The sequence below is a fragment of the Herbidospora galbida genome (assembly GCF_005233835.1).
GTDB lineage: Bacteria > Actinomycetota > Actinomycetes > Streptosporangiales > Streptosporangiaceae > Herbidospora > Herbidospora galbida.
Genome location: NZ_SZQA01000024.1, coordinates 80,874 through 104,450 on the forward strand (window position 1 = coordinate 80,874; position 23,577 = coordinate 104,450).

The following is a 23,577-nucleotide window of genomic DNA, read 5'->3' on the forward strand; positions in this document are numbered from 1 at the left end:
CTTTCATGGCGACCTTGCTCTACCGGCTCGGCCGGTTCTCCTTCCGCAACCGGGGGCGGGTGGTGGCCGTCTGGGTGCTGCTGCTCGCCCTGATGGGGGCCGGCGCGGCCCTGTTCCTCGGGCCGTCGAGTGACAAGTTCAGCATGCCGGGCACCGAGTCCCAGCGCGCCCTCGACGCCCTGGCCCGCGACTTCCCCCAGGCCAGCGGGGCCACCGGCACGATCGTGATCGCGGCGCCCGAGGGCGCCAAGCTCGACCCGGCCGCCGTGGCGCCCGTGGTCAAGGAGGCCGCGTCGGTGCCCGGCGTGGTCGCCGCCGTCGACCCCTTCCAGGCGCGGTCGGTCTCCCCCGACGGCCGCTACGCCCTGATCACCGTGCAGTTCTCCGGCACGGCCGAAGACCTGAGCGACGAGTCGCGCGACGCCTACCTGAAGGTCGGCGACGGCGTCACCGGCATGCGGATCGAGCACGGCGGGGACGTGCTGCGGGCCGCCCCCGAGGTCGGCGGGTCGGAGGCGATCGGCGTGCTGATCGCCGCCGTCGTGCTGATCATCACGCTGGGTTCGCTGGTCGCGGCCGGGATGACGCTGCTCAACGCGCTCGTCGGAGTGGGCGTCGGCATGGGCGGCCTGTACGCCCTCAGCGGCGTCGTCGAACTGACCTCGGTCACCCCCGTCCTCGCCCTCATGCTGGGCCTGGCCGTCGGCATCGACTACTCGCTCTTCATCACCTCCCGCTACCGCCAGTTCCTCACCGAGGGGCTCGACCGCGAGGAGGCCGCGGGCCGCGCCACCGGCACCGCCGGTTCGGCCGTCGTGTTCGCCGGGGCGACCGTCGTCATCGCGCTGGCGGGCCTGTTCGTGGCCGGCATCCCGTTCCTGACCGTCATGGGTCTGGCCGCCGCCGGGACCGTCGCCGTGGCCGTGCTCGTCGCGATCACCCTGCTGCCCGCGATCCTCGCGTTCGCCGGCGAGAAGGTGCTGCCGCGCAGGCAGCGGACCGGCGAGGCCGTCGCCAAGGAGGGCTTCGGCTACACCTGGGGCCGCTTCGTCACCAAGCTCGGCATCCCGATCCTGCTGGTCGGCATCGCCGGCCTCGGCGCACTCGCCCTGCCCGCCCAGGACCTGCGGCTGGCCCTGCCCGACACCGGTTCCGCCGCCCCCGGCAGCCCGGCGCGCGACGCCTACGACCTGACCAGCGAAGGGTTCGGCGAGGGCTTCAACTCGCGGCTGATCGCCGTGGTCACCACCAAGGACGCCGCGACCACCACCGCCCTGGCGGGGCAGGCCGCTCAGATGATCATGCAGGTGCCCGGCGTGCTGGCGGCCACCCCGCCGCAGCCGAACGCCGACGGCACCACCGCCCTGGTCGCGATCATCCCCAAGAACGGCCCGACCTCGGCCGAGACCGAGCAGGCCGTGCACGACATCCGGGCCAAGCTCGCCACCATCTCCGGCGCGGAGATCGCGGTGACCGGCGCGACCGCCCTCGGCATCGACGTCTCCGACAAGCTCGGCGAGGCCATGCCGACCTACCTGCTGCTCGTCGTGGGCCTGTCGGTGCTGCTGCTGATGCTGGTCTTCCGCTCGATCCTGGTGCCGATCAAGGCCGCGCTCGGCTTCCTGCTGACGGTCGGGTCGACGTTCGGCATCACCGTGGCGATCTTCCAGGAGGGCCACCTCGCCGACCTGCTCGGCGTCGAGCAGCCCGGCCCGCTGGTCAGCTTCCTGCCGATCCTGCTGATCGGCATCCTGTTCGGGCTCGCCATGGACTACGAGGTGTTCCTCGTCTCCCGCATGCGGGAGGACTTCGTGCACGGCGACACCCCGCGCCAGGCGACCATCAACGGCATGGGCCACAACGCCCGCGTCGTCACCGCCGCCGCGCTGATCATGACCTCGGTGTTCGGCGGATTCGTGTTCATGGACGACCCGATCATCAAGTCGATGGGCTTCGCCCTCGCGATCGGCGTGCTGATCGACGCGTTCGTGGTGCGGATGACGCTGGTGCCAGCCGTCATGTCGATGCTGGGCCGGGCCGCCTGGTGGCTCCCCCGCTGGCTCGACAAGATCCTGCCCGACCTCGACGTCGAGGGCGAGAAGCTGCGCCACCACCTGGCCAAGCCGGTCGAGCGCGAGGTCACCCCGGTGTGACCAGGCCGCTCTCATAGGCCTGTACGACCAACTGGGCGCGGTCCCTGGCCAGCAGCTTGGCCATGATCCGGCTCACGTGGGTCTTCACGGTGGCGTGGGAGATGACGAGGTCACCCGCGATCTCCTCGTTGGACATCCCGGTCGCCACCAGCCGCAACACCTCTCGCTCCCGGTCGGTCAGCCTGGCCAGGCCGGGGGCGGGGGTAGGACGGGGCGGGGTGGCGACGTACTCCTCGATGAGGCGTTTCGTCACGGCGGGGGAGAGCAGGGCGTCTCCCCTGGCGGCCACCCTGACCGACTGGAGCAGGTCGGCGGGTTCGATGTCCTTCACCAGGAAGCCGCTGGCCCCGGCGCGGAGGGCGGCGAAGACGTACTCGTCGAGGGCGTAGTTGGTCAGGATCACGACCTTCAGGTCGGCCAGCTCGGCGTCGGCGCCGATTCTGCGGGTCGCCTGGATGCCGTCCATCAGGGGCATCCGCACGTCGAGCAGCGCCACATCGGGCTTCAGCGCCCGGCACAGCTGCACGGCCTCGCCGCCGTTGCCCGCCTCCCCCACGACCGTGATGTCGTCGGCCAGTTCCAGCAGGGCGCGGAAACCGGCTCTGATCAGCGGCTGGTCGTCGGCCAGCAGGACCCGGATCATCGGGGGAGCTCCGCCCGTACGAGAAACCCGCCGGACGCCCGGGGCCCGGCCTCCAGCGAGCCGCCGACGGCCACGGCCCGTTCGCGCATGCCGATCAGGCCCATGCCCGGTTCGGTGTCGCCCGGGGTGCCGTCGTCGGCGATCGTCAGCACGACGCGGCTGGTTTCATGTGAAACCGTGAGAGTGATCGTGGCGGGCCCCGCGTGCCGCAGCACGTTGGTGAAGGCCTCCTGCGCGATCCGGTACGCCGCCCGGTCGGCTTCCGGCCGTAGGTCCACCGGCTCTCCCGTCACCGTCGACTCCACCGACAGGCCGACCGCCTCGGCCCGCTCGACCAGCCGGGGCAGCTGGGCCAGCCCGGACGACGGGCTCCCGGGCTGCCGCAGCACCCCCAGGGTCGACCGCAGTTCCCGCATCGCGTCGTGGCCCGACTCCTTGATCGCCAGCAGGCTGGCGCGCGTCTGCGCGGGATCGCGGTCGAGCATCTCCAGCGCCACCGAGGTCTGCACGCTGATCACTGAGATCGTGTGCGTCAGCGCGTCGTGGAGTTCCTGGGCGATCCACAGGCGTTCCTCGCCGGCCCGGCGCAACGCCGCCTCCTCCTTGGTGCGTTCGGCCTCGGCCGCCCGGTGCTCCACCTCGTCGAGATAGGCGCGGCGACCGCGGGTGACCTCACCGAGCACGAACACGGCCACCAGCCAGCCGCTCAGCAGGCTCAGCCCGCCCGGCTCGGGGTCGGTGGCCGACAGCCCGACGACCACGCCGATCCCGGCGGCCAGCGCCACGACCAGCGCGGCGGCCAGCCTGCGGCGGCCGACACTGGCGGCGGTGTAGACGACGATCAGGGCGGGCGCGGCGGCGAACACCCCCGGATACTGGAAGCCGTAGTAGACGACCGCGCACGCCACGGCCGTCCATCCGGCCGCCAGGGGAGCGGTCCGCCGCCAGACCAGCGCCGCCGACGAGACCAGGATCAGCGTCAGGCCGAGCGGGTCGATCGGCCGCTCGACCAGCCCCGAGCTGGACAGCCGGCCGTAGGTCCCGGCCACGCCCAGCGTCAGCACGAGCAGGGCGAGGACGGTGTCGTTCTTCCAGGGCACCACGTCTGTCACGGTAGGTCAGAACCGGGAGGCGGGCGTACATCCCGGGATGTACTTCGCATGCCCATCCACGGTCTGACGAGACGCGCTCGGGGAGCGGCCAGCATCGGCGTCCATGAGATGGACACTGAGGATCACCTCGGCGCTGCACCTGGCGGGGGTGCTCGGCCAGGCGCTGCTGGCCGGGCTGTTCGTGACCGGCGACGCCGACCTGCTGAGCTCGCACGAGGGCAACGCCGGAGTCACCCACTCGCTGCTGTACGTGCAGCTCGTGGTGGCTTTCCTCTTCTGGCGGCGGCGCCGGGTGGCGTGGCCGCTGTGGGCGACGGCCGGGCTGGTGGCGGCCGAGACGCTGCAGATCTGGGCGGGCATCGAGCGCAACCTGGGCGTGCACTTCCCGCTCGGGATGGCGATCTTCGGCGGATCGGCGGTCGTGACGCTGGCCCTGTGGAAGGTGACCCGATGATCTCCCGGCGCGGATTCCTCGGCCTGCTGCTGGCGGCCGGCTGCGGTGCGGAGGTCTCCGGCGAACGGCTGACGAGCAGGCTCCCACTGCCCCCGAAGTTCACCCGGCCGCTGGTGCTGCCGAAGACGGCGCGGCCCACGAGCCCCGGCCGGTACGTCGTCACCCAGCGCCCCGCCCGCATGGAGATCATCCCCGGGACCACCACGGAGATCTGGGGCTACGACGGCGCCTTCCCCGGCCCGACCTTCGACCTCAGGCGGGGTGAGCAGGCCGTGGTGACGATCAACAACGACCTGACCGTGCCCACCTCCACGCACCTGCACGGCGGCGTCACCCCGGCCGACTCCGACGGCCATCCCCTGGACCTGGTCGTGGGCACCACCCGGCCGCACCACGGCGGATCGACGCTGCACCACCGGACCAGGGACTACGTGTACCCGCTCGACCAGCAGGCCGCCACGCTCTGGTACCACGATCACCGGATGGACTTCACCGGCCCGCAGGTCTACCGGGGGCTGGCGGGGTTCTTCCTGATCAGGGACGACGAGGAGGACGCCCTGCCGCTGCCGAGGGGCGACCGGGAACTGCCGCTGATGATCTGCGACCGGTCGTTCGAGGCCGACGGCTCGTTCCGCTATCCGGCGCTCGACCCCACGCTGCTGTTCCGCCACGGGGTGCGGCGGGAGTTCATGGAGGGCGTCGAGGGGGATGTCGTGCTGGTCAACGGGGTGCCGTGGCCGTACGTGGAGGTGGCGGCGGTCAGCTGTCGGCTGCGGCTGCTGAACGCCTCCAACGCCCGGCGCTATCGGCTGGCCCTGCGGCCCGGCGGTTCGTTCACCCAGATCGGCAGCGACCAAGGGCTGCTGGAACGGCCGCTGACCCGGGAGACGATCACCATCGCTCCGGGTGAGCGCTATGACGTGATCGTCGACTTCGCCCGCTATCCCGTCGGTTCGCACGTCACGCTGACCGACCTGCTCGGCGGCGACGTGATGCGGTTCGTCGTGACGCGCAGGGCCCGCGACGACAGCCGCGTGCCGTCGAAGCTCGCGCGTCCACAGCCTGTGGACAACCCCGTCGCCCGCCGGACGTTCGACTTCCGCGTCAAGGAGTCGACCTGGACGATCAACGGCAGCCCCTACCTGCCCGGACGGTCCATCGCCGCGCCACGGCTGGGCACGACCGAGATCTGGCGGTTCGCGAGCGACTTCCACCATCCCGTCCATGTGCACCTGGGCCGCTTCAAGGTGCTCGGCCGCGAGGAGCAGGGCTGGAAGGACACGGTCGACGTGCGGCCCTACGAGACCGTCGAGGTGGCCGTCCGGTTCGACGGTTACCGTGGGCGATACATGCTGCACTGTCACAACCTGGAACACGAGGACATGGCCATGATGGCGGACTTTGACGTTGTCTAGGTTGATCACGGACAGTCACAGCGAGCACATTGAGTCGTGATCAAACACCTCGTCATCGCGACCCTCGCCGCCCTCGCCCCGGCCCTCCCGGCTTCGGCCGACCCCATTCCCGGCCACGCGCTCAGCTTCCACAACGAGGCCCGCGCCTTCCACGGCACCGGCCCGGTCGAATGGGACGCCGCCCTCCGCGAGGACGCCAGGTGGCATGCCCGGACCTGCTCGTTCGCGCCCTCCGACCACGACGGCCGCTACGGCGAGAACCTCTACGTCACCACCCGCCAGGCCGACGACGCGACCGTCCTGCGCGACGCCGTCGTGTCGTGGGCGTCCGAGGCCGCCAAGTTCGACGTGCGGAACCACCGCTACGCCCAGGACATCGGCCACTACATCCAGGCCATCGGGGCGAAGACCGGACGGCTGGGGATCGCCATCGCCGACTGCCCGGCGGGCACGATCTTCGGCGCGCCGACCAAGTTCGTGGTGGCCCGCTACCAGGGTGCGGTCAACTCCGCCTCCTGATGATTGATCGCCGGATGCGCCGCGACTACGACTTGATCCCATGATCAAATACTTCGTGGTCGCGGCGGCCCTGGCCGCCATCCCGGCCCCGGCCTTCGCGGAGACCGTCAAGGACGCCGCCCTGGCCAGCCACAACACGGCCCGCGCGCAGTACGGCGCCCGCCCGCTGGTCTGGAACGCGAGCATCCTGCCCGCCACCCAGACCTGGGCGAACGCCTGCCGGTTCCAGCACTCGAACCCGGCCGGCCAGTACGGCGAGAACCTCTACGCCTCCACCAAGGTCGCCGACGACGCGACGATCGTCCGGGACGCGGTGAAGGCCTGGATGGACGAGGCCAGGTACTACGACTACAACAAGCCCGGCTTCTCGGCGGCGACCGGTCACTTCACGCAGGTGGTCTGGAAGTCGTCGACGGGCCTGGCCGTGGCGGTCGGGTCGTGCCCGGCCAACACGATCTTCCCGAGGGCGTCGAAGTACGTCGTCGCCCGCTACACCCCGCCGGGCAACTGGGGCGGCCAGTACGCCCAGAACGTCGGCCGTCCGGTCTAGCGGATCTTCTCCACCACCTCGGCGACCCCGTCGGCCAGCCGGCGGGCGGCGTCGACGTGGTGGGCGGTCCACACGATTCTGACCCCGGTCGCCGTCGCCCTGCCGTCGTCGTCGCTGAGGTCGCGGCTCACGGCGGCGATCAGGCGGGCCTCGGCGGCCTGGTCGTAGGGCAGGCGTCCGGGGGCCGGCGCCTCGCGGCCGAGGGCCTGGCCGGCCCGTTCGAACCAGGTGGCCACCGGGTCGGCGGCCGTGACGATCTCCGTCTGGGCCGCGCTGCGGTCGCGGTCGACGACGCCGTCGTCGCGGCTCCACAGGTCGACGATGGCCTCCGCGCTGTACTGGAGCACGGTCACGCTCGCGACCAGCGATGACGCGTCCGACAGGTGCAGCCGCTTGGTGCCGCGTTCGGCCAGGTAGCCGCGGAACGCGTCGTCGAGCCGCTGCATCGCCGCCAGCGCCTGCGATCGCGCTTCGTTCGGAAAGGGCGAGGCCGCCGACACGTCGCAGCGGGTGACCCCGAACTCGACGGCGTCGCGGAAGTAGCGCGCGTTGTCGGCGAAGGCCTCGTCCAGAGACCGGCCCAGGGCCGCCCGCGCGCCGCGCGGCCAGAACAGCGCCCCGGCGAGCAGGCTGACCGAACAGCCGACCGCGATGTCCTCCAGGCGGATCAGGCCGGTCCGCCAGCCGGTGGGCGCGGCGATCTCGAACAGGATCAGCAGGAGCACGGTGAACCCCGCCTGACCGGACATGAAGGAGAGCACGGTCGGCGCGAGCCCGGCGATCAGGATCGTGATCGGCAGCAGGATCCACAGGAAGATCGTGTGCCCGTGCACGGCCCACAGGACGAAGGCCCCGATGGCGAACCCGATGGCCGTCCCGGCCAGCGCGTGCAGGGCGCTCTGCCCGGTCGTCACCGCGTTCGAGCGCAGCACGACCAGCGTGCCGAGCACCACCCAGAACGAGTGCTCCACCCCGATCACGGTCGCGACCAGCACCGAGAGGCTGAGCGCGACGGCGCCCCTGATGCTGTTGCGCAGCCACACCGAGTGGCGTTCGGCGTGCGCGGAGACCCGGGCGCGGGCCGACGACAGTCGGGTCGAGAACCCGGCGGGCTGCCGGCCGAGGAACCGGTCGCGCCACGACCGGGCCTCGGCGGCCGTCGCGATCTCCACGTTCGCCGCGATGGCGGAGATCGCGAAGCTGATCTCCTGGGCCCGGAACGAGGGTTCGAGCGAGGCCACGAACGCGGCCGCGTCGCCGGTCACCTGCGCGCCGGTGACCTCGCGCTCCATCGCCTGCCGGGCCTCCAGCAGGCGCCGGGTCTCGCTGTCGAGCCGCTCGGCGCGGCCGGTCGAGTCGAGCAGTTCGGCGGCCCGTTCGAGCACCTCGGCGGCGGCCGTCTCGACCGCGCAGACCGCCGGGTCGATCGGACCGGGCCCGCTCTCGAAGGGCTCCCGCCGCAGCACCGAGTGCAGCCAGACCACCTGACCGGCCAGGCGCACCTCGGCCCGGCCCGTCGTGGTCAGCCCGGCCGGGCGGTAGGGCGTGTCCCAGAAGGTGGACTTCATCTCCTGTACGGCCTCGTCGCCCTCCTCGGCGAGGGCGCGCAGCGGCGGGTTGCGGCTCAGCGGGAGCCCGCCGGAGACGCACTCCACCTCCAGCTTGATCCGTTCGGCCAGCAGCGTGAGGGCGCGGGCGATCTTCGGCCGCAGCGGGTCGCGGGTGGGCGCGGGCCACAGCAGCACGATCGCCGCCATCGACGCCGCTCCGACCAGCCACCAGCCGTAGAGGCGGTCGTCCAGAGAGGACAGCGGGGCCGGGATCGTCACCGGCAGCACGAAGGAGACCAGCAGCGCCGTCGACGCCCCGGCCAGCACCGAGCTGACCACCCCGGAGAACAGGATCAGGAACGTCACCGCCACCGTCGTCAGCACGGCCGTCACCACCGCGTGGGAGGCGAGGGTGCCGACGGCGATCAGCACGGTGCCGGCCAGCACCAGCCAGAACTGCGCGGTCAGCCGGTCGCGGGTGGAACCGCTGAAGTCGACCATCAGCAGCAGGGCGAACGAGCCGAACGAGGCGTACATCGACATCACCGGGTTGCCGACGACGAGGTCGGAGAACGCGAACGCGGCCGGCATGATCACCGCCGCGCGGGCGCCCTTGCGGACCGTGTTCAGCTCCGGGTCCCGCTCTCTGATCCACCGCAGGATGCTGGTCATATGGCGCATTCTGCGACGTCAGAGGCGGTTCGCCGGGGATCTTTACGTTGCGATTGACAGATCATCATCGGCCCGACAAGGATGCATGTCGCGTGGAATTCAGGGTGCTCGGGCCGCTTTCGGTGACTCGTGACGGTGCGACCACGCCCGTCACCGGTGCGCCGAAATATCTGCTGCTGCTGGCCGCGCTGCTGTCGAAGGCGGGCCGTCCGGTCACGGTCGACTGGCTCATCGCGGCCGTCTGGGGCGACCGTCCCCCGGCCTCGGCCCGGCGCAACGTCCAGCTCTACGTCCATCAGCTGCGCCGCGCGTTCGGCGCCGACCTCGTGGCCGGGCGGCCCGGCGGCGGCTACATGATCCTCCCGGCCGACCTCGACGCGGCCAGGTTCGACGGGCTGGCCGGGCAGGGCGCCGAGGCGCTGCGGGCGGGCGAGCTGGAACGCGCCCGCGACCTGCTGAAAGAGGCGCTCGGGCGGTGGCGGGGGCCCGCGTACGCCGAGTTCCTCGACGCGCCGCCGGTCGCCGAGGAGGCCCGGCGGCTGGAGGAGGCCCGCCTGGCGGCGGCCGAGCAGCTGGCCGAGGCGGAGCTCGGGCTGGGCCGACCCGCCGAGGTCGTCGCCGAGCTGACCGCGCTGACCAGGGAACACCCGTTCCGGGAGAGCCTGCGCGGGCAGCTCATGCTGGCCCTCTACCGGTCGGGGCGGCAGGCCGAGGCGCTGGAGGTGTTCCGGGAGACCCGCGAGCAGCTCGACGGCCAGCTCGGCATCGAGCCGGGTCCGGCGTTGCGGCGGCTGCACGAGGCCATGCTCCGGGGCGACGACGACCTGCTGCCCCAGGCGGGGGTCCACCGTCCGGTGTCGGACGTGTGCCCGTACCGGGGACTGACGGCCTTCCAGCCGGAAGACCGGCAGTGGTTCTTCGGACGGTCGGAGCCGGCCGCCCGCCTGCGCGAGCTCGTCGAGACCCGGCCGGTGGTGGGCGTCTACGGCGCGTCGGGGAGCGGCAAGTCGTCGCTGCTGCGGGCCGGGCTGCTCGGGAGCTGGCCGGGGGAGGCGCTGATCATGACGCCGGGGGCCTTCCCGATGGAGAGCCTGGAGAAGATCGGCGACGAGGAGCTGGTCGTGGTCGACCAGTTCGAGGAGGTCTTCACCCTCTGCGCCGACGAGGAGGAGCGCCGCGCGTTCGTGGCCGCCCTGCTCGACCTCGACGCGCGCCTGGTGCTGGGGGTGCGGGCCGACTTCCTCGCCCACCTGACCCGGTTCCCCGGCCTGGCCGACGCGATCGGCACGGCCCAGCTCCTCGTCGGCCCGCTGCCGCCCTCAGGACTGCGCGAGATCGTCACCGGCCCGGCCGAGCTCGCCGGGCTGTCGGTCGACCCCGACCTCCCGGCCACGCTGGTCGCCGACGCGGCGGGGGAACCCGGCAGCCTGCCCCTCGTCTCGCACGCCCTGATGGAGACTTGGCGCAACCGCGAGGGCGCCCGGCTCACGCTGGCCGGATATCAGGCGGCGGGCGGGGTGCGGGGGGCCATCGCGCAGAGCGCCGAACGCGTCTTCGGCGAGCTCTCCCCCGCCGAACAGGACGCCGCCCGCCGCATCTTCCTGCGGCTGACCGCCCTCGGCGACGGCACCGAGGACACCCGGCGGCCGATCGTCCGGGAGGAGCTGACCGGGGTGGCCGGGCCCGAGGTGGTCGCCCGGGTGCTCGACCGGCTGGCCGCCGCCCGGCTGGTCGTGCTGTCCGAGGGGAGCGTGGACGTCGCCCACGAGGCCCTGATCCGCGCCTGGCCCCGATTACACGGCTGGCTCACCGACGACCGCGAGAGCCTGTTCGTCCACCGCCGCCTCACCGACGCCGCCCAGACCTGGGCCGACCTCGGCCGCGACCCGGGGGCTCTCTACCGAGGCGTACGCCTCCTCGCCGCCCGCGCCTGGGCGGGCGATCACCCGCAGGAGCTCAACGACGTCGAGACGGCGTTCCTGACCGCCAGCCACGACCAGGAGCGGCGCGGGACCAGACGGCTGCACCGCCTGCTCGCGGCGCTGGCGGTGCTCTTCCTGCTCGCGGTGACCGGCGGCGTGGTGGCGCTCGAAGAGGCCGCCGAAGCCGGGTTCCAGCAGCTCACCGCGACCGCCCGCCAGGTCTCGCTGCTGGCCCGGTCGCTGCTGGCCACCGATCCCGACCTCGCGGGGCTGCTGGCGGTGGCGGCGTACCGGCTGAATCCCGAGGCCGAGACCAGGGGCGGCCTGGAGAGCGTGGCGGCGGCGGCCCGGCGGCGGATCGAGCTGAACGCCGAAGGCCCGGCGATCTTCGGGGTCGCCTTCAGCCCCGACGGTTCCCGGCTGGCGGCGGCGGGGGAGGACGGCTCGATCACCCTGTGGAACCCGCGCACCAAGGCGCGGATCGCCCGGTTCGCCGAACCCGGCGGCGGCCACGGCCGGGCGGTCGCGTTCAGCCGCGACGGACGGTTCCTCGCCTCGATCGTGCGCTCCCCCGCCCTGGGGGCCTCACCGGGCGTCGTCGTGGTGCGCGACCTGACGACCGGCGCGGAGGTCCGCCGCCTCGAACGCGCCCACCTGACCGACGCGCTCGCCTTCGACGGCGACCGGCTCGCCTTCGCCGACGGAACCGGCGTGGAGCTGGCCGGGGACACGCCTCGGATCCTCAAGGGCCACCAGACCGAGATCGCCGCCCTGGCGTTCAGCCCCGACGGCAAGGTGCTGGTCAGCGGCGCCGACCACCCGATCGTCTGGGACGTCGCGTCGGGGGAGCGGGTCGGCAGGCTCGACGTCGAGAACGTCCACCGCCTGGGCTTCGACGCCGAGACCGGCGTCCTCGCGAGCGGCTCCGCCCACTCGGGGGTGAGCCTCTGGCGGGTCGGCGCCACCGGGATCACTCCCCTGGCGAGCCTGCCGAAACGCTCGCCCTACACCTGGGACATGTCGGCCCCCGCGAAGGGCCGGATCGCCGTCGCCGACGAAGACGGCCTGATCACCGTCTGGGACCTGACCCGCCACGAGGCCGTCGCCACCTACCAGGACCGCAGCCGCACCGAAGCGCTCTCCATGGCGATGAGCGCCGACGGCGCCCTCCTGGCGTCCGCCGGCCTGGGCCGCACGATCGTGGTCAGGCAGCACCCGATCCCCCCGTTCACCGGCCACAGCGCGGCGGTCAACGACATCGAGGCGAGCCCCGACGGCCGCCTGATCGCCTCCGTGAGCAGCGACGCCACGGTCCGCCTGTGGGACGCCGCCGGCGCCCCGATCGCCACCCTGGCCGACCACCCCGACCACGTGAGGGCCGTCGCCTTCAGCCCCGACGGCCGGTCGCTGGCCTCGGTCACCCGCAGCCACACCCTGACCCTGTGGGACCTGAAGAGCCGCAAGAAGACCGCCACCACGACCTACCCGGGCCTCGGCGCCTCCACCGACGTCGCCTTCCAGCCCGGCGGCCGGCACGTCGCCGCCACCGCCCTGGGCCGCTTCCGGTGGCAGGTCGACGGCCTGGAAGAGGCGCCGCTCCCGGGCCAGCTGGCCTCGGCCCTGGCCTTCAGCCCGGCTGCTCCCCTGCTGGCCTCCTCCGGCCCGGCCGGTGACCTGCTGGTCTGGGACCTCGCCGCCGACAGGGAGGTGCGCAGCCTCCGCACTCATCAGGGCTCGATCCTGGACGTCGCCTTCAGCCCCGACGGGACGACCATCGCCACGGCCGGCGCCGACCACACGATCAGGCTGTGGGACAGCGCGACCGGCCGGGAGAGGGGCGCCGCCCTGATCGGCCACACCGCCCCCGTCCAGGTCCTCGCCTTCGGCCGCGAAGGGAGGACCCTCGCCTCGGCCGGCGACGACCACACGGTGATCGTGTGGGACGTGGCCTCGAGGACGGTGACCACCCGCCTGACCGGCCACACCGCCCCGATCCGGGGCCTGGCCTTCACCGCCACGGGCGAGCTCGTCTCCGGGGGAGAGGACGGGCGGATCGTCCGATGGTCGCTGCGCCCCGAGGCGCTGGCCGCGACGCTGTGCCGGGAGATCGGCCGCGACCTCACCCGGGAGGAGTGGGACAGGCACATCCCTGCGCTGGACTACCGGCCGACGTGCGGGTGAGCGCTCAGGCCGGCTCTTCGGCCCAGGCCAGGACGACGAACGGCTCGCGGCACGAGGGATGATGGAGACGCCTGGTCGTCACGCGGTAGCGCGACTCCTCGACGTCGAGGATCCCGATCTCCTGCGTGATCGTCAGCAGCAGCCCGTGACACGGGCCACCGATGCAGATCGCGTTGGGCTGGGGTTTCATAGTCACATTGAGACTACGCTGTCCTCTGTGAACAACTCCGAGTGGGTGGTCCTCTGCCTCCTCGCGCACGAACCCGCCCACGGTTTCGCCCTCGCCCGCCTCACCGCGCCCGAGGGACCGATCGGCCGGGTGCTGCCCATCCCGCGGCCTCTCGTCTACCGCGCCCTCGACGGGCTGGTGGCCCGCGGCCTGGCCGAACAGGCCGGCGTCGAGCCCGGCAGGGGGCCGGCCCGCCGGCCGTTCCGCGTCACCCCCGCCGGGGCGGCCCGCGCCGCCGAGTGGCTGGTCACGCCGGTGAGCCGGATCAGGGAGATCAGAACCGAGTTCCTGGTGAAGCTCGCGTTGCTCCAGTGGGCCGGAACGGACCCCCGGAACCTACTCGACGCCCAGGCCGAAACATTGCGGCCCATCGTGGCACACCTCCTTGGCCTGCGGGAATCCGCCCAGGGCCTGGAACAGGCCGTAGCGGCGTGGCGATATGAGACGGCCGTAGCAGCCCTGAAACTTGCGGAGTCCACTGCCGAGTAGTCAGATGGTGACTACGTCTAGCAGGAAGGGAACCGACGCTGATGACGGTCGCCCTGGAAAAGAGCGTTCAGGACTTCATCTCGACTCCACGCCAGTTGTTCATCGGCGGCCAGTGGGTCGACGCCGCCTCCGGACGCACCTTCGCGACACCCAACCCCGCCACCGGCGACACGCTCGCCCACATCGCCGAAGCCGACAGGGAAGACGTCGACCGGGCCGTGCGCGCCGCCCGGGCCGCCTTCGAAGAGGGCCCCTGGTCCCGGATGACCGCCTCCGAGCGAGGCCGCGTCATCTGGCGCATCGGCGACCTGATCGAGCAGTACGGCGACGAGCTCGCCCAGCTCGAGTCGCTCGACAACGGCAAGCCCTACGCGGTCGCCCGCGCCGCCGACATCCCCCTCGCGGCCGAGCTGTTCCGCTACATGGCCGGGTGGGCCACCAAGATCGAGGGCAACACGATCAGCCTCTCCGTGCCCTACATGCCGGGGTCGGAGTTCCACGCGTACACCCTCAGAGAGCCGATCGGCGTGGTGGCGCAGATCATCCCGTGGAACTTCCCGCTGCTGATGGCGGCCTGGAAGCTCGGGCCCGCGCTCACCACCGGCAACACGGTCATCCTCAAGCCCGCCGAGCAGACGCCGCTGTCCGCTCTCCGGCTGGCCGAGATCATGGCCGAGGCGGGCCTGCCCGACGGCGTGGTCAACGTGCTGCCCGGCTACGGCGAGACCGCCGGGGCCGCGCTGGCTGCCCACGACGGGGTCGACAAGGTCGCCTTCACCGGCTCGACCGAGGTCGGCAAGCTGATCGTGCAGGCCGCCGCGGGCAACCTGAAGAAGGTCAGCCTCGAACTCGGCGGCAAGAGCCCCAACGTCGTCTTCGACGACGTCGATCCGGCCCTGGCCATCCCCGGCGCGGCCAACGCGATCTTCTTCAACCACGGTCAGTGCTGCGTCGCCGGGTCGCGGCTGTTCGTCCACGAGAGCCGCTTCGACGAGGTGGTCGGCGGGGTCGCCGACATCGCCCGCGGCATCAAGCTCGGCTCGGGCCTCGACCCCGACACCCAGATGGGCCCGCTCGTCTCCGACGAGCAGTTCCGCCGGGTCACCGGCTACCTGGAGTCGGGCCGCGCCGAGGGCGCCCGGACCGTCGCGGGCGGTCAGCGCCACGGCGACAAGGGCTACTTCGTGCAGCCGACCGTGATCACCGACACCACGCCCGACATGTCGATCGTGCGTGAGGAGATCTTCGGGCCGGTCGTGGTCGCCTCGCCGTTCTCCTCGCTCGACGAGCTCGCCGCCCAGGCCAACGACACCGCCTACGGTCTCGGCGCCGGCATCTGGACCCGCGACGTGAACAAGGCCCACGCGCTGGCCAAGCGCCTGCGCGCCGGCACGGTCTGGATCAACTGCTACAACGTGTTCGACGCCGCGCTGCCGTTCGGCGGCTACAAGCAGAGCGGCTGGGGCCGCGAGATGGGCCACGAGGTCCTGGAGGCCTACACCGAGGTCAAGGCGGTCTGCACCCAGCTGCACCCGTAACTCTTTCTTCCGTTACGGCTCCGCCCAGCCGGCACCGGCCGTCGTTCCCGGCCGCCGCCGTAACCGGCGCCAACGGGCCGCGCCCGGATCGCCCCGCCACGAGTGACGATCAGCCGCAGTGTGCCCCCGCGCACTGCGGCTGATCGTTTGAAGACTTGATCACATGTGTAAACCGAGCGTCACAGGGCTATCTACTCTCCGTAATCATCGCAGGTCATTTGTGCTGCGGAGAGGTGTTGAATGGTCATGTCCGTATGGCTCGAGGCGGTGTTGATCGCGGTGGCCACGCTCGCCGGGTCGTGGTTGGCCCGGCGGAGTTCCACCAAGGTGAGCGTCGGCCTGGCGATCGCGTCGGCGCTGATGCTCGTCACGGCGCTGGGCGAGATCCTGCCCGACGCGATCGACGACGCGATCGAGCAGAACGTGCCCCTGTGGACGATCGGGCTGTCGATCGTCCTGGGTTTCTCGGTGATCACCTATTTCACACGTGAGGGCTGCGCCCACGAACACCCGAAGGAGGCCGCCCGGCACGCCGCCGGGGTGCACCGCAGAGTGAAGGCCGTCGCCACGGCGGCCCTGTTCGGCGGCACCGGCACGGCCATCGCGCTGGCCATCCACCGGGCGATCGAGGGCGCCAGCCTCACGTTGTCGGGCGCCTCGCTGGTGGTGCTGCTGGCGTTGCTCATCCACTCGCTCAGCGAAGGCCTGGCGCTGACCGCGATGCTCGACCTGGCCGGGCGCAAGATCGCCTTCTGGATGCTGCTGGCCTGCGTGAGCCCGGTCGCCGGCATCCTCGTCGCCGAGATGAGCCCGATCCCGCCGCAGGCCACGCCGATCCTGCTGGGCACGATCGCGGGGGTGCTGCTGCGCACCGCCATCGTCGGCTTCCGCCTGGCGGGCGGCGAGTCCGGACGCATGCCCCGGCGGGCGGCGCTGGCCGCCGGGGGCGTCGCCGCGGCCCTGGCCACCACCCTGGCCGTCGCCCAGTGGATGCCCGTCTCCGCCGGAGAGACGGCCGGTCCCGTGGCCGCCATGATCCGGCGTCCGGTCGCGATCCCGCTGCCGCTCCCCGAGCCCGCCCCGGCGTTCACCCCGAAAGACCGCTCCCAGCTGCGCTGGGCGCTGACCACCGGACGCCTCAGCCTGGCCGAGATCCTCGCCCGCACCGACCGGCTGACCAGGCACACCTCGATCTGGTGGTTGCTGCGGGGCCGGCTGACCGGGCGGGATCTGGACGCCCACGGCATCCCCGAGTCGTCCACCGTGGGCGACCTGACCCTGCCCCAACGTGACTATCTGGTAGACGCGGTAGCGAGAAAGGGTTGACCCGACATGGTGCTGACACCGGAGGACGTACGGACCAAGGTGTTCACGACCGGACGACTACGTGAGGGATACGACCTGGCCGAGGTCGACGTGTTCCTCAACGAGGTGGAGAGCAGCCTGCGCTGGCTGCACCAGGAGAACGAGCGGCTGTCCGCGATGGTGACGGTCGATCCCGCCAAGGTGATGGCGGCGGCGGAGAGCCGGGAGCGGCGGGCCGAGGAGCTGCTGCGGGCCGCGGCGGAACTGCTGGGAGAGGTCGGGTCGGGCCTGGAGCATCAGGCCTCCCGCGTGCACGAACTGATCAGGGAGGTGGCGACTTTCACAGGGTGATGACGCTCTTCCCCTTCGCTCGGCCGGCCATCACGTGGGCGATGGCCTCCTTCGTCTCGCTCAGCGGGAAGGTCCGGTCGAGCGCGGGGACCAACGTGCCGTTCGCGAGACGTTCGCCCAACTCCTCGAACTCCTCGGTGGTCGGGAAGACGAACAGCATCTGGATCTGGTGCCGGATGAACGGGTTGAGCAGCATCGCGCGTAAGGTGCGGCCGATGCCGATCACCTTTCCCTTCGGCTTTCCGCCCAGCAGGATCAGCTTCCCGTTCGGGGTGAGGCGGCGGCGCAGCACGTTGATGTCACGGCCGCCGTAGACGTCGTAGACCACGTCGTAACGGCCGGTGCCGAGGTCGTCCTTGGTGTAGTCGACGACATGGGCGGCGCCGAGCCGGCGTACCAGATCGGCTTTGCCCCCGCTGCACACGGCGGTGACCTCGCCCTCGTGGAGCTGGACCAGGAACGTTCCCACGCCCCCGGCGGCGCCGACGACCAGCGCCTTCTTGCCGGGGCCCGCGGCCTTGACGGCCCGCAGCGCGGTGGCCCCGGAGGTGGCCACGACCGCGGCCTGTGCCCAGCTCACGTTGGCCGGTTTGTGGGCCAGCAGGCCCTCCTTGGCGACGACGAACTCGGCGAAGCTGCCCTCGGAGGCGCCGAAGACCTCGTCGCCGACCTTCAGGCGGGTGACCTTCGCGCCGATCTTCTCGACCACCCCCGCGACGTCGCCGCCGGCGACGGGCTGGTTGGGCCGGGAGACCCCGAAGCCCATGAACCTGACTAAATAGGGGATCCCGACCATCCGGTAGTAGGCGCCGGGGTCGACCCCGGCGGCCTTGACGCGGATCAGCACCTCGTCGTCCTTGACGGCGGGGACGGGCAGTTCGGCCAGCTCAAGGTGGCCGTAGGTTCTGTGCACCATGGCTTTCACGGGTACTGGAACACCTCTTCCAAGGAGACGTCGAAAACACGGGCGATCTGGAAGGCCATCTCCAGCGAGGGCGAATAGCGGCCGGCCTCGATGGCGATGACGGTCTGACGGGTGACACCGAGCCGGTCGGCGAGCTCCGCCTGGGTCATCTCCCCGTTGGCGAAGCGCAGCGCGCGGATCGTGTTGGTGACCTTCGTGGGTTTCACCACTGCTGGAATCCACCTCGGCGGTAGGCGACGACCTTGGCCAGCGAACCGACGATCATCGACAGGGCGAACCCGAGGTAGATCGCGTTCGCGATCCAGAAGTAGGGCGCCTCGACGAGCGCGAGCACGAACGCGCCGAGCGCCCCGATGACGGTGAACGCCTGGCCGATCCGGTCGCCGAGCTGGTCGATCTCCTTGTCGCGGACGTCGGTCCTGGTGCTCTGGTCGCCGATCATGCCGGCGACGATGCCGACCACGATCGACGCGCCGATGGAGATCCCGAGAGACCACAGCAGGACGGGTACATAGTCGACTTCGGTCAGCGGCCCGGCCCCGCTCCGGCCGAGGATCACCACGACGTAGCCCCCGTAGATGACGAGGGTGACGAGCAGGTAGACCCATGCCCGTTTTTCCAGCATTGTCATAGCCTGAAGGTAAAGCAACTTGTACATCGTGTCTAGTTTTCTTTACATCCCCTTCGAGAGGAAGCGCATTGGCCCAGTTCTCCGACCTGCTCCACCGCACCCTCTTCCGGACGATCTCCCTGCTGACGCCCCATCGGCAGTCGCTCGTCCTCCGGCGCTACTTCGACTGGTGGCACCGCAGCCCCGACCCCTGGCTCCTCGCGACGAGCCCCTATGAGCAGCGCAAGTACGAGGAGACCCTGAAGGCACTGCCCGACCGGAGCTACCGCACGATCATCGACGTGGGGTGCAGCGAGGGCGTCTTCACCCGCATGCTGGCCAACGCCCGTCCCGACGCCGAGATCACCGGCGTCGACATCTCCGAGACCGCCCTGACTCGGGCTCGTCGTCACGCGCCGTCGGTGCGCTTCCTCCAGGCCGATCTGTTCTCGCTGACCGGGCGCTACGACCTCGTCGTCTGCTCGGAGACCCTCTACTACCTCGGAAGCCGGTTGGAGGACGCGTCGGAGCGGCTCTGCGGGCTGCTCGGGCCGGAGGCCACGCTGCTCAGCGTGCACCCGTGGCCGGAGGCCCGCAGGCTGCACCGGTTCTTCGACGCCAGTCTCGAACTGGCCGCCGAACAGGTCGTCGAGGACACCGACCGCCCGTTCGCGATCTCGCTCTACTTCAGGTGAGCTGACCCGTCCCCCGTCGCGGTCGCCCGGCGGCACCTCAGGCCGGGCGACCGCCCTCCATGGGGCGGATCTGCGTGATGATCCTGATCAGGTCGTCGCGGAAGGCCCCGAGGTCGCGGACCGAGATGATCGATTCGGCGGCGTCGGCGGCGGTGAGGGCGGCGTACACCTCGGCGCCCGACTCGGTTCTGGTGACCACGATGCGGCGGCGGTCGGTCCGGTCGCGCTCCCTGGTCACGTGCCCGGCGCGTTCGAGGCGTTCGAGCACCGGGCCGATGGTCTGCTCCTCGACGTAGGTGCGGACGGCGAGTTCGCGCTGGGCCAGGGGCCCTTCGTCCAGGCTGTGCAGCACCAGGAACCCGGCGTGGGTGAGGCCGTGGCCGGCCAGGATGTGGTTCCACTCGCGTTCGACCAGCCGGGCGGCGACCAGCAGCAGGCGTCCGGTGGGCCAGGTGGGCAGGTCGTCCATGACAACGATTCTCCGATGCAACCGCAGCGGTCCGTCCCGCGAAGTTGATGCTAAGGTCCCTTAGCTTTGCAGAGGAGAGCACCATGAAACGGGCATGGCTGACGTTGGCGATCTGGCTGGTGTCACTGGCCGGAGCAGGAATGCTGAGCGGGAAGCTCGACGAGGTCAGGAACAACGACCCCTCGGCCTACCTGCCCGCGAGCGCCGAGTCGACCCAGGTCGAGCAGGCGCGACGGGCCTTCGCCCAGGGCGGCCAGATCCCGGCGATCATCGTATGGGAGGACAAGGCGGTCGAGGAGGTCCGGGAGCGCTTCCCCCGGGCGGAGGCGTCCGGGAACGTCGTGCGGGCGGTGGTGCCGCTGGAGGGCGGTGACCTCGAGTCGCTGACCGCCGAGGTCGACCGGCTCAGGGAACTCGCCGGGCCCGGCGCCTACGTGACCGGTCCGGCCGGGCAGAGCGCCGACGCCATCGAGGTGTTCGGCTCGATCGACCTGACGCTGCTCATCGCGACCTCGATCGTGGTGATCATCGTGCTGCTGCTGACCTACCGGGGCCCGCTGCTCTGGCTCATCCCGTTCTTCTCGGCGGGAGCCGCCCTGGTCAGCGCGCAGGCGGGGGCCTACCTCCTGGCGAAATACGCCGACTTCACGGTGAGCGGGCAGAGCGGCGGCATCCTGCTCGTGCTGGTCTTCGGCATCGCCACCGACTACGCCCTGCTGCTCGTGGCCCGCTACCGCGAGGAGCTCACCAGGCACGAGAACCGGGTGACGGCCATGACCGTGGCCTGGAAGCGCGCCGCCCCCGCGATCGTGGCCAGCGCCGCGACCGTCGTCGCGGCCCTGCTCTGCCTGCTGGCCGCCGACCAGAGCGCCACCCGAGGCCTCGGCCCGGTCTGCGCCGCCGGTGTGGTCTGCGCCTTGGTCGCCATGCTGACGCTGCTGCCCGCCCTGCTGGTGCTGGTCCCGCGCGGGGTCTTCTGGCCCCGGATCCCCCGGTACGGCACCGCGGAGACCTCGGCCGGCGTCTGGACCCGCATCGGCTCGGCGGTCGAGCGCCGCCCCCGTCGGACCTGGATCATCACCACCGTCGTGCTGGCCGGGATGGCGGCCACGCTGAGCGTGATCACCATCGGCCCCCTGGCCGACGCCGACACCTACCGGGGCCGCCCCGACTCCGTCGTCGGGGCCGAACTGCTCGCGAAGAACTTCCCCGCCACCCAGGACGGCTCCCTGGTCGTCATCGCCCCCGCCGGACAGGCCGCGCAGGTGAGGACCGCCCTGGACGCCGACCCCGGCGTGCTGTCTGTCGCCGAGCCGGTCGTGGCCGGCCCGAACGCGCTCATCAACGGCTCGGTCAAGGACCCGGCGACCGTCGAACGGCTCCGGGAGATCCCCGGCGCGCAGGTCGGCGGCACCGTCGCCGAGGCCCTCGACGCCGAACTCGCCTCGGAACACGACGCCCGGCTGATCATCCCGCTCATCCTGGCCGTGATCGTGGTCATCCTCGGCATCCTGCTCCGGGCCGTGGTGGCGCCGCTGCTGGTCATCGCCACGGTCGTGCTCTCGTTCGCGGCCACGCTGGGGGTGTCGGGCCTGATCTTCACCCACGTCTTCGGGTTCGCCGCGACGGAAACAGGCGTGCCCCTGCTGGCGTTCGTCTTCCTTGTGGCCGTGGGGGTCGACTACAACATCTTCCTCATCACCCGCGTCCGCGAGGAGACCGCCGAACACGGCACCAGGAAGGCCGCGCTCATCGCGCTGTCCGCCACGGGCGGGGTCATCTCCTCGGCCGGAGTGGTGCTAGCCGCGACGTTCGCCGTCCTCGGCGTGCTGCCTCTGGTGGTGCTGGCCGAAATCGGATTCATCGTCGCCTTCGGCGTTCTGCTCGACACGTTCGTGGTCAGGTCGGTGCTCCTGACGGCACTCACGATCGACGTCGGAGACCGGATCTGGTGGCCTTCGAGGCTTGGGTCAAAGATCGTCGAGGATCGTCATCCTTTGCCCTCGAATTCATCTGCTCCAGCCAGGTAAAAAATCCGGCCGCCGCGAGGGCGCCGACGACGTACCAAAAAAGATCAGGAAAATTGAAGGTGGTTCCGAAAACCACTGCGGACAAGGGGAATCGGGCCGCGAGCTCCGCCAGAAGGGGGGTGAGCTGCGTGAACTCGACGGCCCAGCAGAAGATCACCGAGGCCCCGGCGGCAACAAAAGGTCGCGTCCGTGGGAACCATGCAAGGGCAAAAGTGGTTATAAAGGATGAGTACAACGAAGTGCCGCAGTATTTGGCGAAAGGTCCCTCGAAGACCGCCCGAACGGCAAGACCGGAAGCGACGATCACGAGGGACGCGGCCACCGCCGCGAGTCGCCTGGCTTTGATCGACAAGAGAGTTGAACCTTTACGACCTGAAGGTCATCCGTTAGCACGATTGAAGCGATAAGTCCGTGGGCCGCATGTCAGCCCGGAGAAGCATCCCGAACCCGCAAAAAGACGAGGAAACTGTCGGTCGCGGTTGAGATGATGAAGGGGTGCACGTCCGAGTCGGTCCGACCTACAGCTAAAGGATCGTGATGAGGATGAAGCAGATCCGCATCCGGCCGAAGCCGCCGAAGGCGCCCAAGCCGAGCCTCGACCTTCGCACTCCGTCAGGTCGTCTCCTGCCCTACTGAGCCACTCAAACAACAAGTCGCACCACCTGGGGAGAAGGTGCCCATCATGTGCCAGCACCAGCCGCACTGTCCGTCCGCTTACGCTTCCGACCGCTCCTCCGCCCACGTCGTGGCGGCCCACCCCGAACAGGGCTGGAGCCTGCTGTGCAACGGCGTCGTGCTGTTCGAGGACACCGGTCTGCTGATGCCCGACTGCACGGTCGCGACCCCGCACCGCGCCCCCGAGCACCTGGTCATGGCCTAGCGCACCCGCGCGACCACTCCGAGCACGCTGTGTTTGGCGAAGTCGACCGGAACGTCCCACGGAACGTCGGGGCGCCAGGCCTCGCTGGGCACGATTCCGGGCTCGATGACGTCCATGCCCTCGAAGTAACTCGCGATCTGCGCGCGAGTGCGTCCGGTCACGCCGCCGGGAGCGGTCTTCGCATAGACCTCCCGCACCGACTCGAGTTTCTCGTCGCTCATCTCGCCGGGGAAGCCGTGTGTCATCACCACGTAGCTGCCCGGCGCGAGCTTCGACCGGATCTCCGCCATGATCGCCGTCGCTTCGTCGTCGTCGTGGACGAAGTGCAGGATCGACAGCAGCAGCACGGCCACCGGCCGGCTGAAATCGACGAGCTCCGTCACCTCGGGGTCGGCGAGCAGGGCCGCGGGTTTCCGCAGGTCTCCGTTGACGACCCGGGTGTGCGTGTTCTCCTCGAGCAGCGCCCGGCCGTGCACGAGCACGATGGGGTCGTTGTCGACGTAGACGACCCGGGCTTCGGGATTGACCCGCTGCGCCACCTGGTGGGTGTTGTCCTGGGTGGGCAGCCCGCTGCCGATGTCGACGAACTGATCGACGCCCTCGCCGGCGATCAGTGAGACGGTCCTGGTGAGGAAGGCCCGATTCTCCCGGCACATCTCGCGGGCGTCGGGCACGTACTGGAGTAACTTGTCGGCCGCCGCGCGGTCGGACGCGAAGTTGTCCTTGCCGCCGAGCCAGTAGTCGTAGATCCGGGCCACACTCGGAACCGATGGGTCGATTCCCGCAGGGGCCTGCTCCTCGGACGTCACGTCCTTCTCCTTCGCGGCTGCAGCCTCGGTTGTAAACGGATGGTATGGGACGAGGCTCACCCACGCGGATCATGAC

Annotated in this window: 23 protein-coding genes; 13 read left to right on the plus strand and 10 right to left on the minus strand. The window is 70.9% G+C overall.

Going from position 1 to position 23,577, the window contains the following annotated elements:
* The first annotated feature begins 5 nt into the window (after nt 1–5).
* Nucleotides 6–2,153: an MMPL family transporter gene (locus FDA94_RS23805; protein ID WP_137249293.1), complete on the plus strand. Its 2,148-nt coding sequence runs from the start codon at nt 6–8 to the stop codon at nt 2,151–2,153.
* Here FDA94_RS23805 and FDA94_RS23810 read toward each other — a convergent pair.
* Nucleotides 2,140–2,796: a response regulator gene (locus FDA94_RS23810; protein WP_137249294.1), complete on the minus strand. Its 657-nt coding sequence runs from the start codon at nt 2,794–2,796 to the stop codon at nt 2,140–2,142. The two genes, FDA94_RS23805 and FDA94_RS23810, sit on opposite strands and share 14 nt — an antisense overlap.
* On the minus strand, nt 2,793–3,899 hold the full coding sequence (locus FDA94_RS23815; RefSeq protein ID WP_212735467.1) for a sensor histidine kinase: 1,107 nt from the start codon (nt 3,897–3,899) through the stop codon (nt 2,793–2,795). Before FDA94_RS23815 ends, FDA94_RS23810 begins: the two co-directional genes overlap by 4 nt.
* A gap of 112 nt (nt 3,900–4,011) precedes the next feature.
* Between FDA94_RS23815 and FDA94_RS23820 the strand changes: the two genes are divergently transcribed.
* Genes FDA94_RS23820 through FDA94_RS23835 form a run of 4 tightly spaced genes read left to right on the plus strand, consistent with a single transcriptional unit; the run spans nt 4,012 to nt 6,846 of the window.
* Entirely contained in the window at nt 4,012–4,362 is a 351-nt protein-coding gene (locus tag FDA94_RS23820; RefSeq protein ID WP_137249296.1) for a hypothetical protein, read from the plus strand.
* The gene (locus tag FDA94_RS23825; RefSeq protein WP_137249297.1) at nt 4,359–5,777 is read left to right on the plus strand and encodes a multicopper oxidase family protein; all 1,419 of its coding nucleotides are present in this window, start codon (nt 4,359–4,361) and stop codon (nt 5,775–5,777) included. The genes FDA94_RS23820 and FDA94_RS23825 overlap by 4 nt, the downstream gene beginning before the upstream one ends.
* A gap of 36 nt (nt 5,778–5,813) precedes the next feature.
* Nucleotides 5,814–6,296, plus strand: coding sequence for a CAP domain-containing protein (locus FDA94_RS23830; protein ID WP_137249298.1), 483 nt, complete (start codon nt 5,814–5,816; stop codon nt 6,294–6,296).
* 40 nt (nt 6,297–6,336) lie between these two features.
* Nucleotides 6,337–6,846, plus strand: a complete 510-nt coding sequence (locus FDA94_RS23835) for a CAP family protein (protein ID WP_137249299.1) — start codon at nt 6,337–6,339, stop codon at nt 6,844–6,846.
* Here the strand turns inward: FDA94_RS23835 and FDA94_RS23840 are convergent.
* Nucleotides 6,843–9,068, minus strand: a complete 2,226-nt coding sequence (locus FDA94_RS23840) for an FUSC family protein (RefSeq protein ID WP_137249300.1) — start codon at nt 9,066–9,068, stop codon at nt 6,843–6,845. The two genes, FDA94_RS23835 and FDA94_RS23840, sit on opposite strands and share 4 nt — an antisense overlap.
* A gap of 92 nt (nt 9,069–9,160) precedes the next feature.
* On the opposite strand from FDA94_RS23840, the gene FDA94_RS23845 reads away from it, so the two are divergent.
* Nucleotides 9,161–13,171, plus strand: a complete 4,011-nt coding sequence (locus tag FDA94_RS23845) for an nSTAND1 domain-containing NTPase (RefSeq protein ID WP_137249301.1) — start codon at nt 9,161–9,163, stop codon at nt 13,169–13,171.
* Between the two features lie 4 nt (nt 13,172–13,175).
* On the opposite strand, the gene FDA94_RS39390 is transcribed toward FDA94_RS23845, so the two are convergent.
* Nucleotides 13,176–13,361 (minus strand): hypothetical protein, encoded by a 186-nt coding sequence (locus FDA94_RS39390; RefSeq protein WP_062340887.1) that lies wholly within the window; start codon nt 13,359–13,361, stop codon nt 13,176–13,178.
* 27 nt (nt 13,362–13,388) lie between these two features.
* Here FDA94_RS39390 and FDA94_RS23850 point away from each other — a divergent pair, with 27 nt between their 5' ends.
* The 4 genes from FDA94_RS23850 to FDA94_RS41165 all read left to right on the plus strand — a co-directional run bounded on the left by FDA94_RS23850 (nt 13,389) and on the right by FDA94_RS41165 (nt 17,083).
* A complete protein-coding gene (locus tag FDA94_RS23850; RefSeq protein WP_170991090.1) occupies nt 13,389–13,889 on the plus strand; it encodes a PadR family transcriptional regulator in 501 nt (166 codons plus the stop codon).
* A gap of 41 nt (nt 13,890–13,930) precedes the next feature.
* The gene (locus FDA94_RS23855; protein WP_137249303.1) at nt 13,931–15,427 is read left to right on the plus strand and encodes an aldehyde dehydrogenase family protein; all 1,497 of its coding nucleotides are present in this window, start codon (nt 13,931–13,933) and stop codon (nt 15,425–15,427) included.
* A 246-nt stretch (nt 15,428–15,673) separates the two neighbouring features.
* A complete protein-coding gene (locus FDA94_RS23860) occupies nt 15,674–16,753 on the plus strand; it encodes a ZIP family metal transporter (protein ID WP_137249304.1) in 1,080 nt (359 codons plus the stop codon).
* 6 nt (nt 16,754–16,759) lie between these two features.
* Nucleotides 16,760–17,083: a DivIVA domain-containing protein gene (locus tag FDA94_RS41165; RefSeq protein ID WP_137249305.1), complete on the plus strand. Its 324-nt coding sequence runs from the start codon at nt 16,760–16,762 to the stop codon at nt 17,081–17,083.
* On the opposite strand, the gene FDA94_RS23870 is transcribed toward FDA94_RS41165, so the two are convergent.
* From FDA94_RS23870 to FDA94_RS23880, 3 genes are read right to left on the minus strand one after another with little or no spacing between them, the layout of a single operon-like run.
* The gene (locus FDA94_RS23870) at nt 17,073–17,999 is read right to left on the minus strand and encodes an NAD(P)-dependent alcohol dehydrogenase (RefSeq protein ID WP_137249306.1); all 927 of its coding nucleotides are present in this window, start codon (nt 17,997–17,999) and stop codon (nt 17,073–17,075) included. The genes FDA94_RS41165 and FDA94_RS23870 overlap by 11 nt on opposite strands.
* Before the next feature lie 5 nt (nt 18,000–18,004).
* Nucleotides 18,005–18,214: a helix-turn-helix transcriptional regulator gene (locus FDA94_RS23875; protein WP_425460169.1), complete on the minus strand. Its 210-nt coding sequence runs from the start codon at nt 18,212–18,214 to the stop codon at nt 18,005–18,007.
* Nucleotides 18,211–18,639 (minus strand): hypothetical protein, encoded by a 429-nt coding sequence (locus FDA94_RS23880; protein ID WP_137249307.1) that lies wholly within the window; start codon nt 18,637–18,639, stop codon nt 18,211–18,213. The genes FDA94_RS23875 and FDA94_RS23880 overlap by 4 nt, the downstream gene beginning before the upstream one ends.
* Before the next feature lie 68 nt (nt 18,640–18,707).
* Here FDA94_RS23880 and FDA94_RS23885 point away from each other — a divergent pair, with 68 nt between their 5' ends.
* A complete protein-coding gene (locus FDA94_RS23885; RefSeq protein WP_137249308.1) occupies nt 18,708–19,313 on the plus strand; it encodes a class I SAM-dependent methyltransferase in 606 nt (201 codons plus the stop codon).
* A 37-nt stretch (nt 19,314–19,350) separates the two neighbouring features.
* Here the strand turns inward: FDA94_RS23885 and FDA94_RS23890 are convergent, their stop codons facing one another.
* A complete protein-coding gene (locus FDA94_RS23890) occupies nt 19,351–19,782 on the minus strand; it encodes a MarR family winged helix-turn-helix transcriptional regulator (protein ID WP_137249309.1) in 432 nt (143 codons plus the stop codon).
* A gap of 83 nt (nt 19,783–19,865) precedes the next feature.
* On the opposite strand from FDA94_RS23890, the gene FDA94_RS41170 reads away from it, so the two are divergent.
* The gene (locus tag FDA94_RS41170) at nt 19,866–21,812 is read left to right on the plus strand and encodes an MMPL family transporter (protein ID WP_137249310.1); all 1,947 of its coding nucleotides are present in this window, start codon (nt 19,866–19,868) and stop codon (nt 21,810–21,812) included.
* On the opposite strand, the gene FDA94_RS41590 is transcribed toward FDA94_RS41170, so the two are convergent.
* A complete protein-coding gene (locus FDA94_RS41590; RefSeq protein ID WP_425460172.1) occupies nt 21,706–22,134 on the minus strand; it encodes a ribosomal maturation YjgA family protein in 429 nt (142 codons plus the stop codon). The genes FDA94_RS41170 and FDA94_RS41590 overlap by 107 nt on opposite strands.
* A 360-nt stretch (nt 22,135–22,494) precedes the next feature.
* Here FDA94_RS41590 and FDA94_RS23905 point away from each other — a divergent pair, with 360 nt between their 5' ends.
* Nucleotides 22,495–22,692: a DUF5999 family protein gene (locus FDA94_RS23905; protein WP_062347380.1), complete on the plus strand. Its 198-nt coding sequence runs from the start codon at nt 22,495–22,497 to the stop codon at nt 22,690–22,692.
* Here FDA94_RS23905 and FDA94_RS23910 read toward each other — a convergent pair.
* Nucleotides 22,689–23,501 (minus strand): SAM-dependent methyltransferase, encoded by an 813-nt coding sequence (locus FDA94_RS23910; protein ID WP_137249312.1) that lies wholly within the window; start codon nt 23,499–23,501, stop codon nt 22,689–22,691. The two genes, FDA94_RS23905 and FDA94_RS23910, sit on opposite strands and share 4 nt — an antisense overlap.
* Nucleotides 23,502–23,577: the final 76 nt, after the last annotated feature.

Bases quoted from the DNA above. Each gene is read 5' to 3' on its own strand.
- FDA94_RS23805 (WP_137249293.1), top strand. From the start codon at position 6: ATGGCGACCTTGCTCTACCGGCTCGGCCGGTTCTCCTTCCGCAACCGG.
- FDA94_RS23810 (WP_137249294.1), bottom strand. From the start codon at position 2,796: ATGATCCGGGTCCTGCTGGCCGACGACCAGCCGCTGATCAGAGCCGGT.
- FDA94_RS23820 (WP_137249296.1), top strand. From the start codon at position 4,012: ATGAGATGGACACTGAGGATCACCTCGGCGCTGCACCTGGCGGGGGTG.
- FDA94_RS23825 (WP_137249297.1), top strand. From the start codon at position 4,359: ATGATCTCCCGGCGCGGATTCCTCGGCCTGCTGCTGGCGGCCGGCTGC.
- FDA94_RS23835 (WP_137249299.1), top strand. From the start codon at position 6,337: ATGATCAAATACTTCGTGGTCGCGGCGGCCCTGGCCGCCATCCCGGCC.
- FDA94_RS23840 (WP_137249300.1), bottom strand. From the start codon at position 9,068: ATGACCAGCATCCTGCGGTGGATCAGAGAGCGGGACCCGGAGCTGAAC.
- FDA94_RS39390 (WP_062340887.1), bottom strand. From the start codon at position 13,361: ATGAAACCCCAGCCCAACGCGATCTGCATCGGTGGCCCGTGTCACGGG.
- FDA94_RS23855 (WP_137249303.1), top strand. From the start codon at position 13,931: ATGACGGTCGCCCTGGAAAAGAGCGTTCAGGACTTCATCTCGACTCCA.
- FDA94_RS23860 (WP_137249304.1), top strand. From the start codon at position 15,674: ATGTCCGTATGGCTCGAGGCGGTGTTGATCGCGGTGGCCACGCTCGCC.
- FDA94_RS41165 (WP_137249305.1), top strand. From the start codon at position 16,760: ATGGTGCTGACACCGGAGGACGTACGGACCAAGGTGTTCACGACCGGA.
- FDA94_RS23870 (WP_137249306.1), bottom strand. From the start codon at position 17,999: ATGGTGCACAGAACCTACGGCCACCTTGAGCTGGCCGAACTGCCCGTC.
- FDA94_RS23880 (WP_137249307.1), bottom strand. From the start codon at position 18,639: ATGACAATGCTGGAAAAACGGGCATGGGTCTACCTGCTCGTCACCCTC.
- FDA94_RS23890 (WP_137249309.1), bottom strand. From the start codon at position 19,782: ATGGACGACCTGCCCACCTGGCCCACCGGACGCCTGCTGCTGGTCGCC.
- FDA94_RS41170 (WP_137249310.1), top strand. From the start codon at position 19,866: ATGAAACGGGCATGGCTGACGTTGGCGATCTGGCTGGTGTCACTGGCC.
- FDA94_RS23905 (WP_062347380.1), top strand. From the start codon at position 22,495: ATGTGCCAGCACCAGCCGCACTGTCCGTCCGCTTACGCTTCCGACCGC.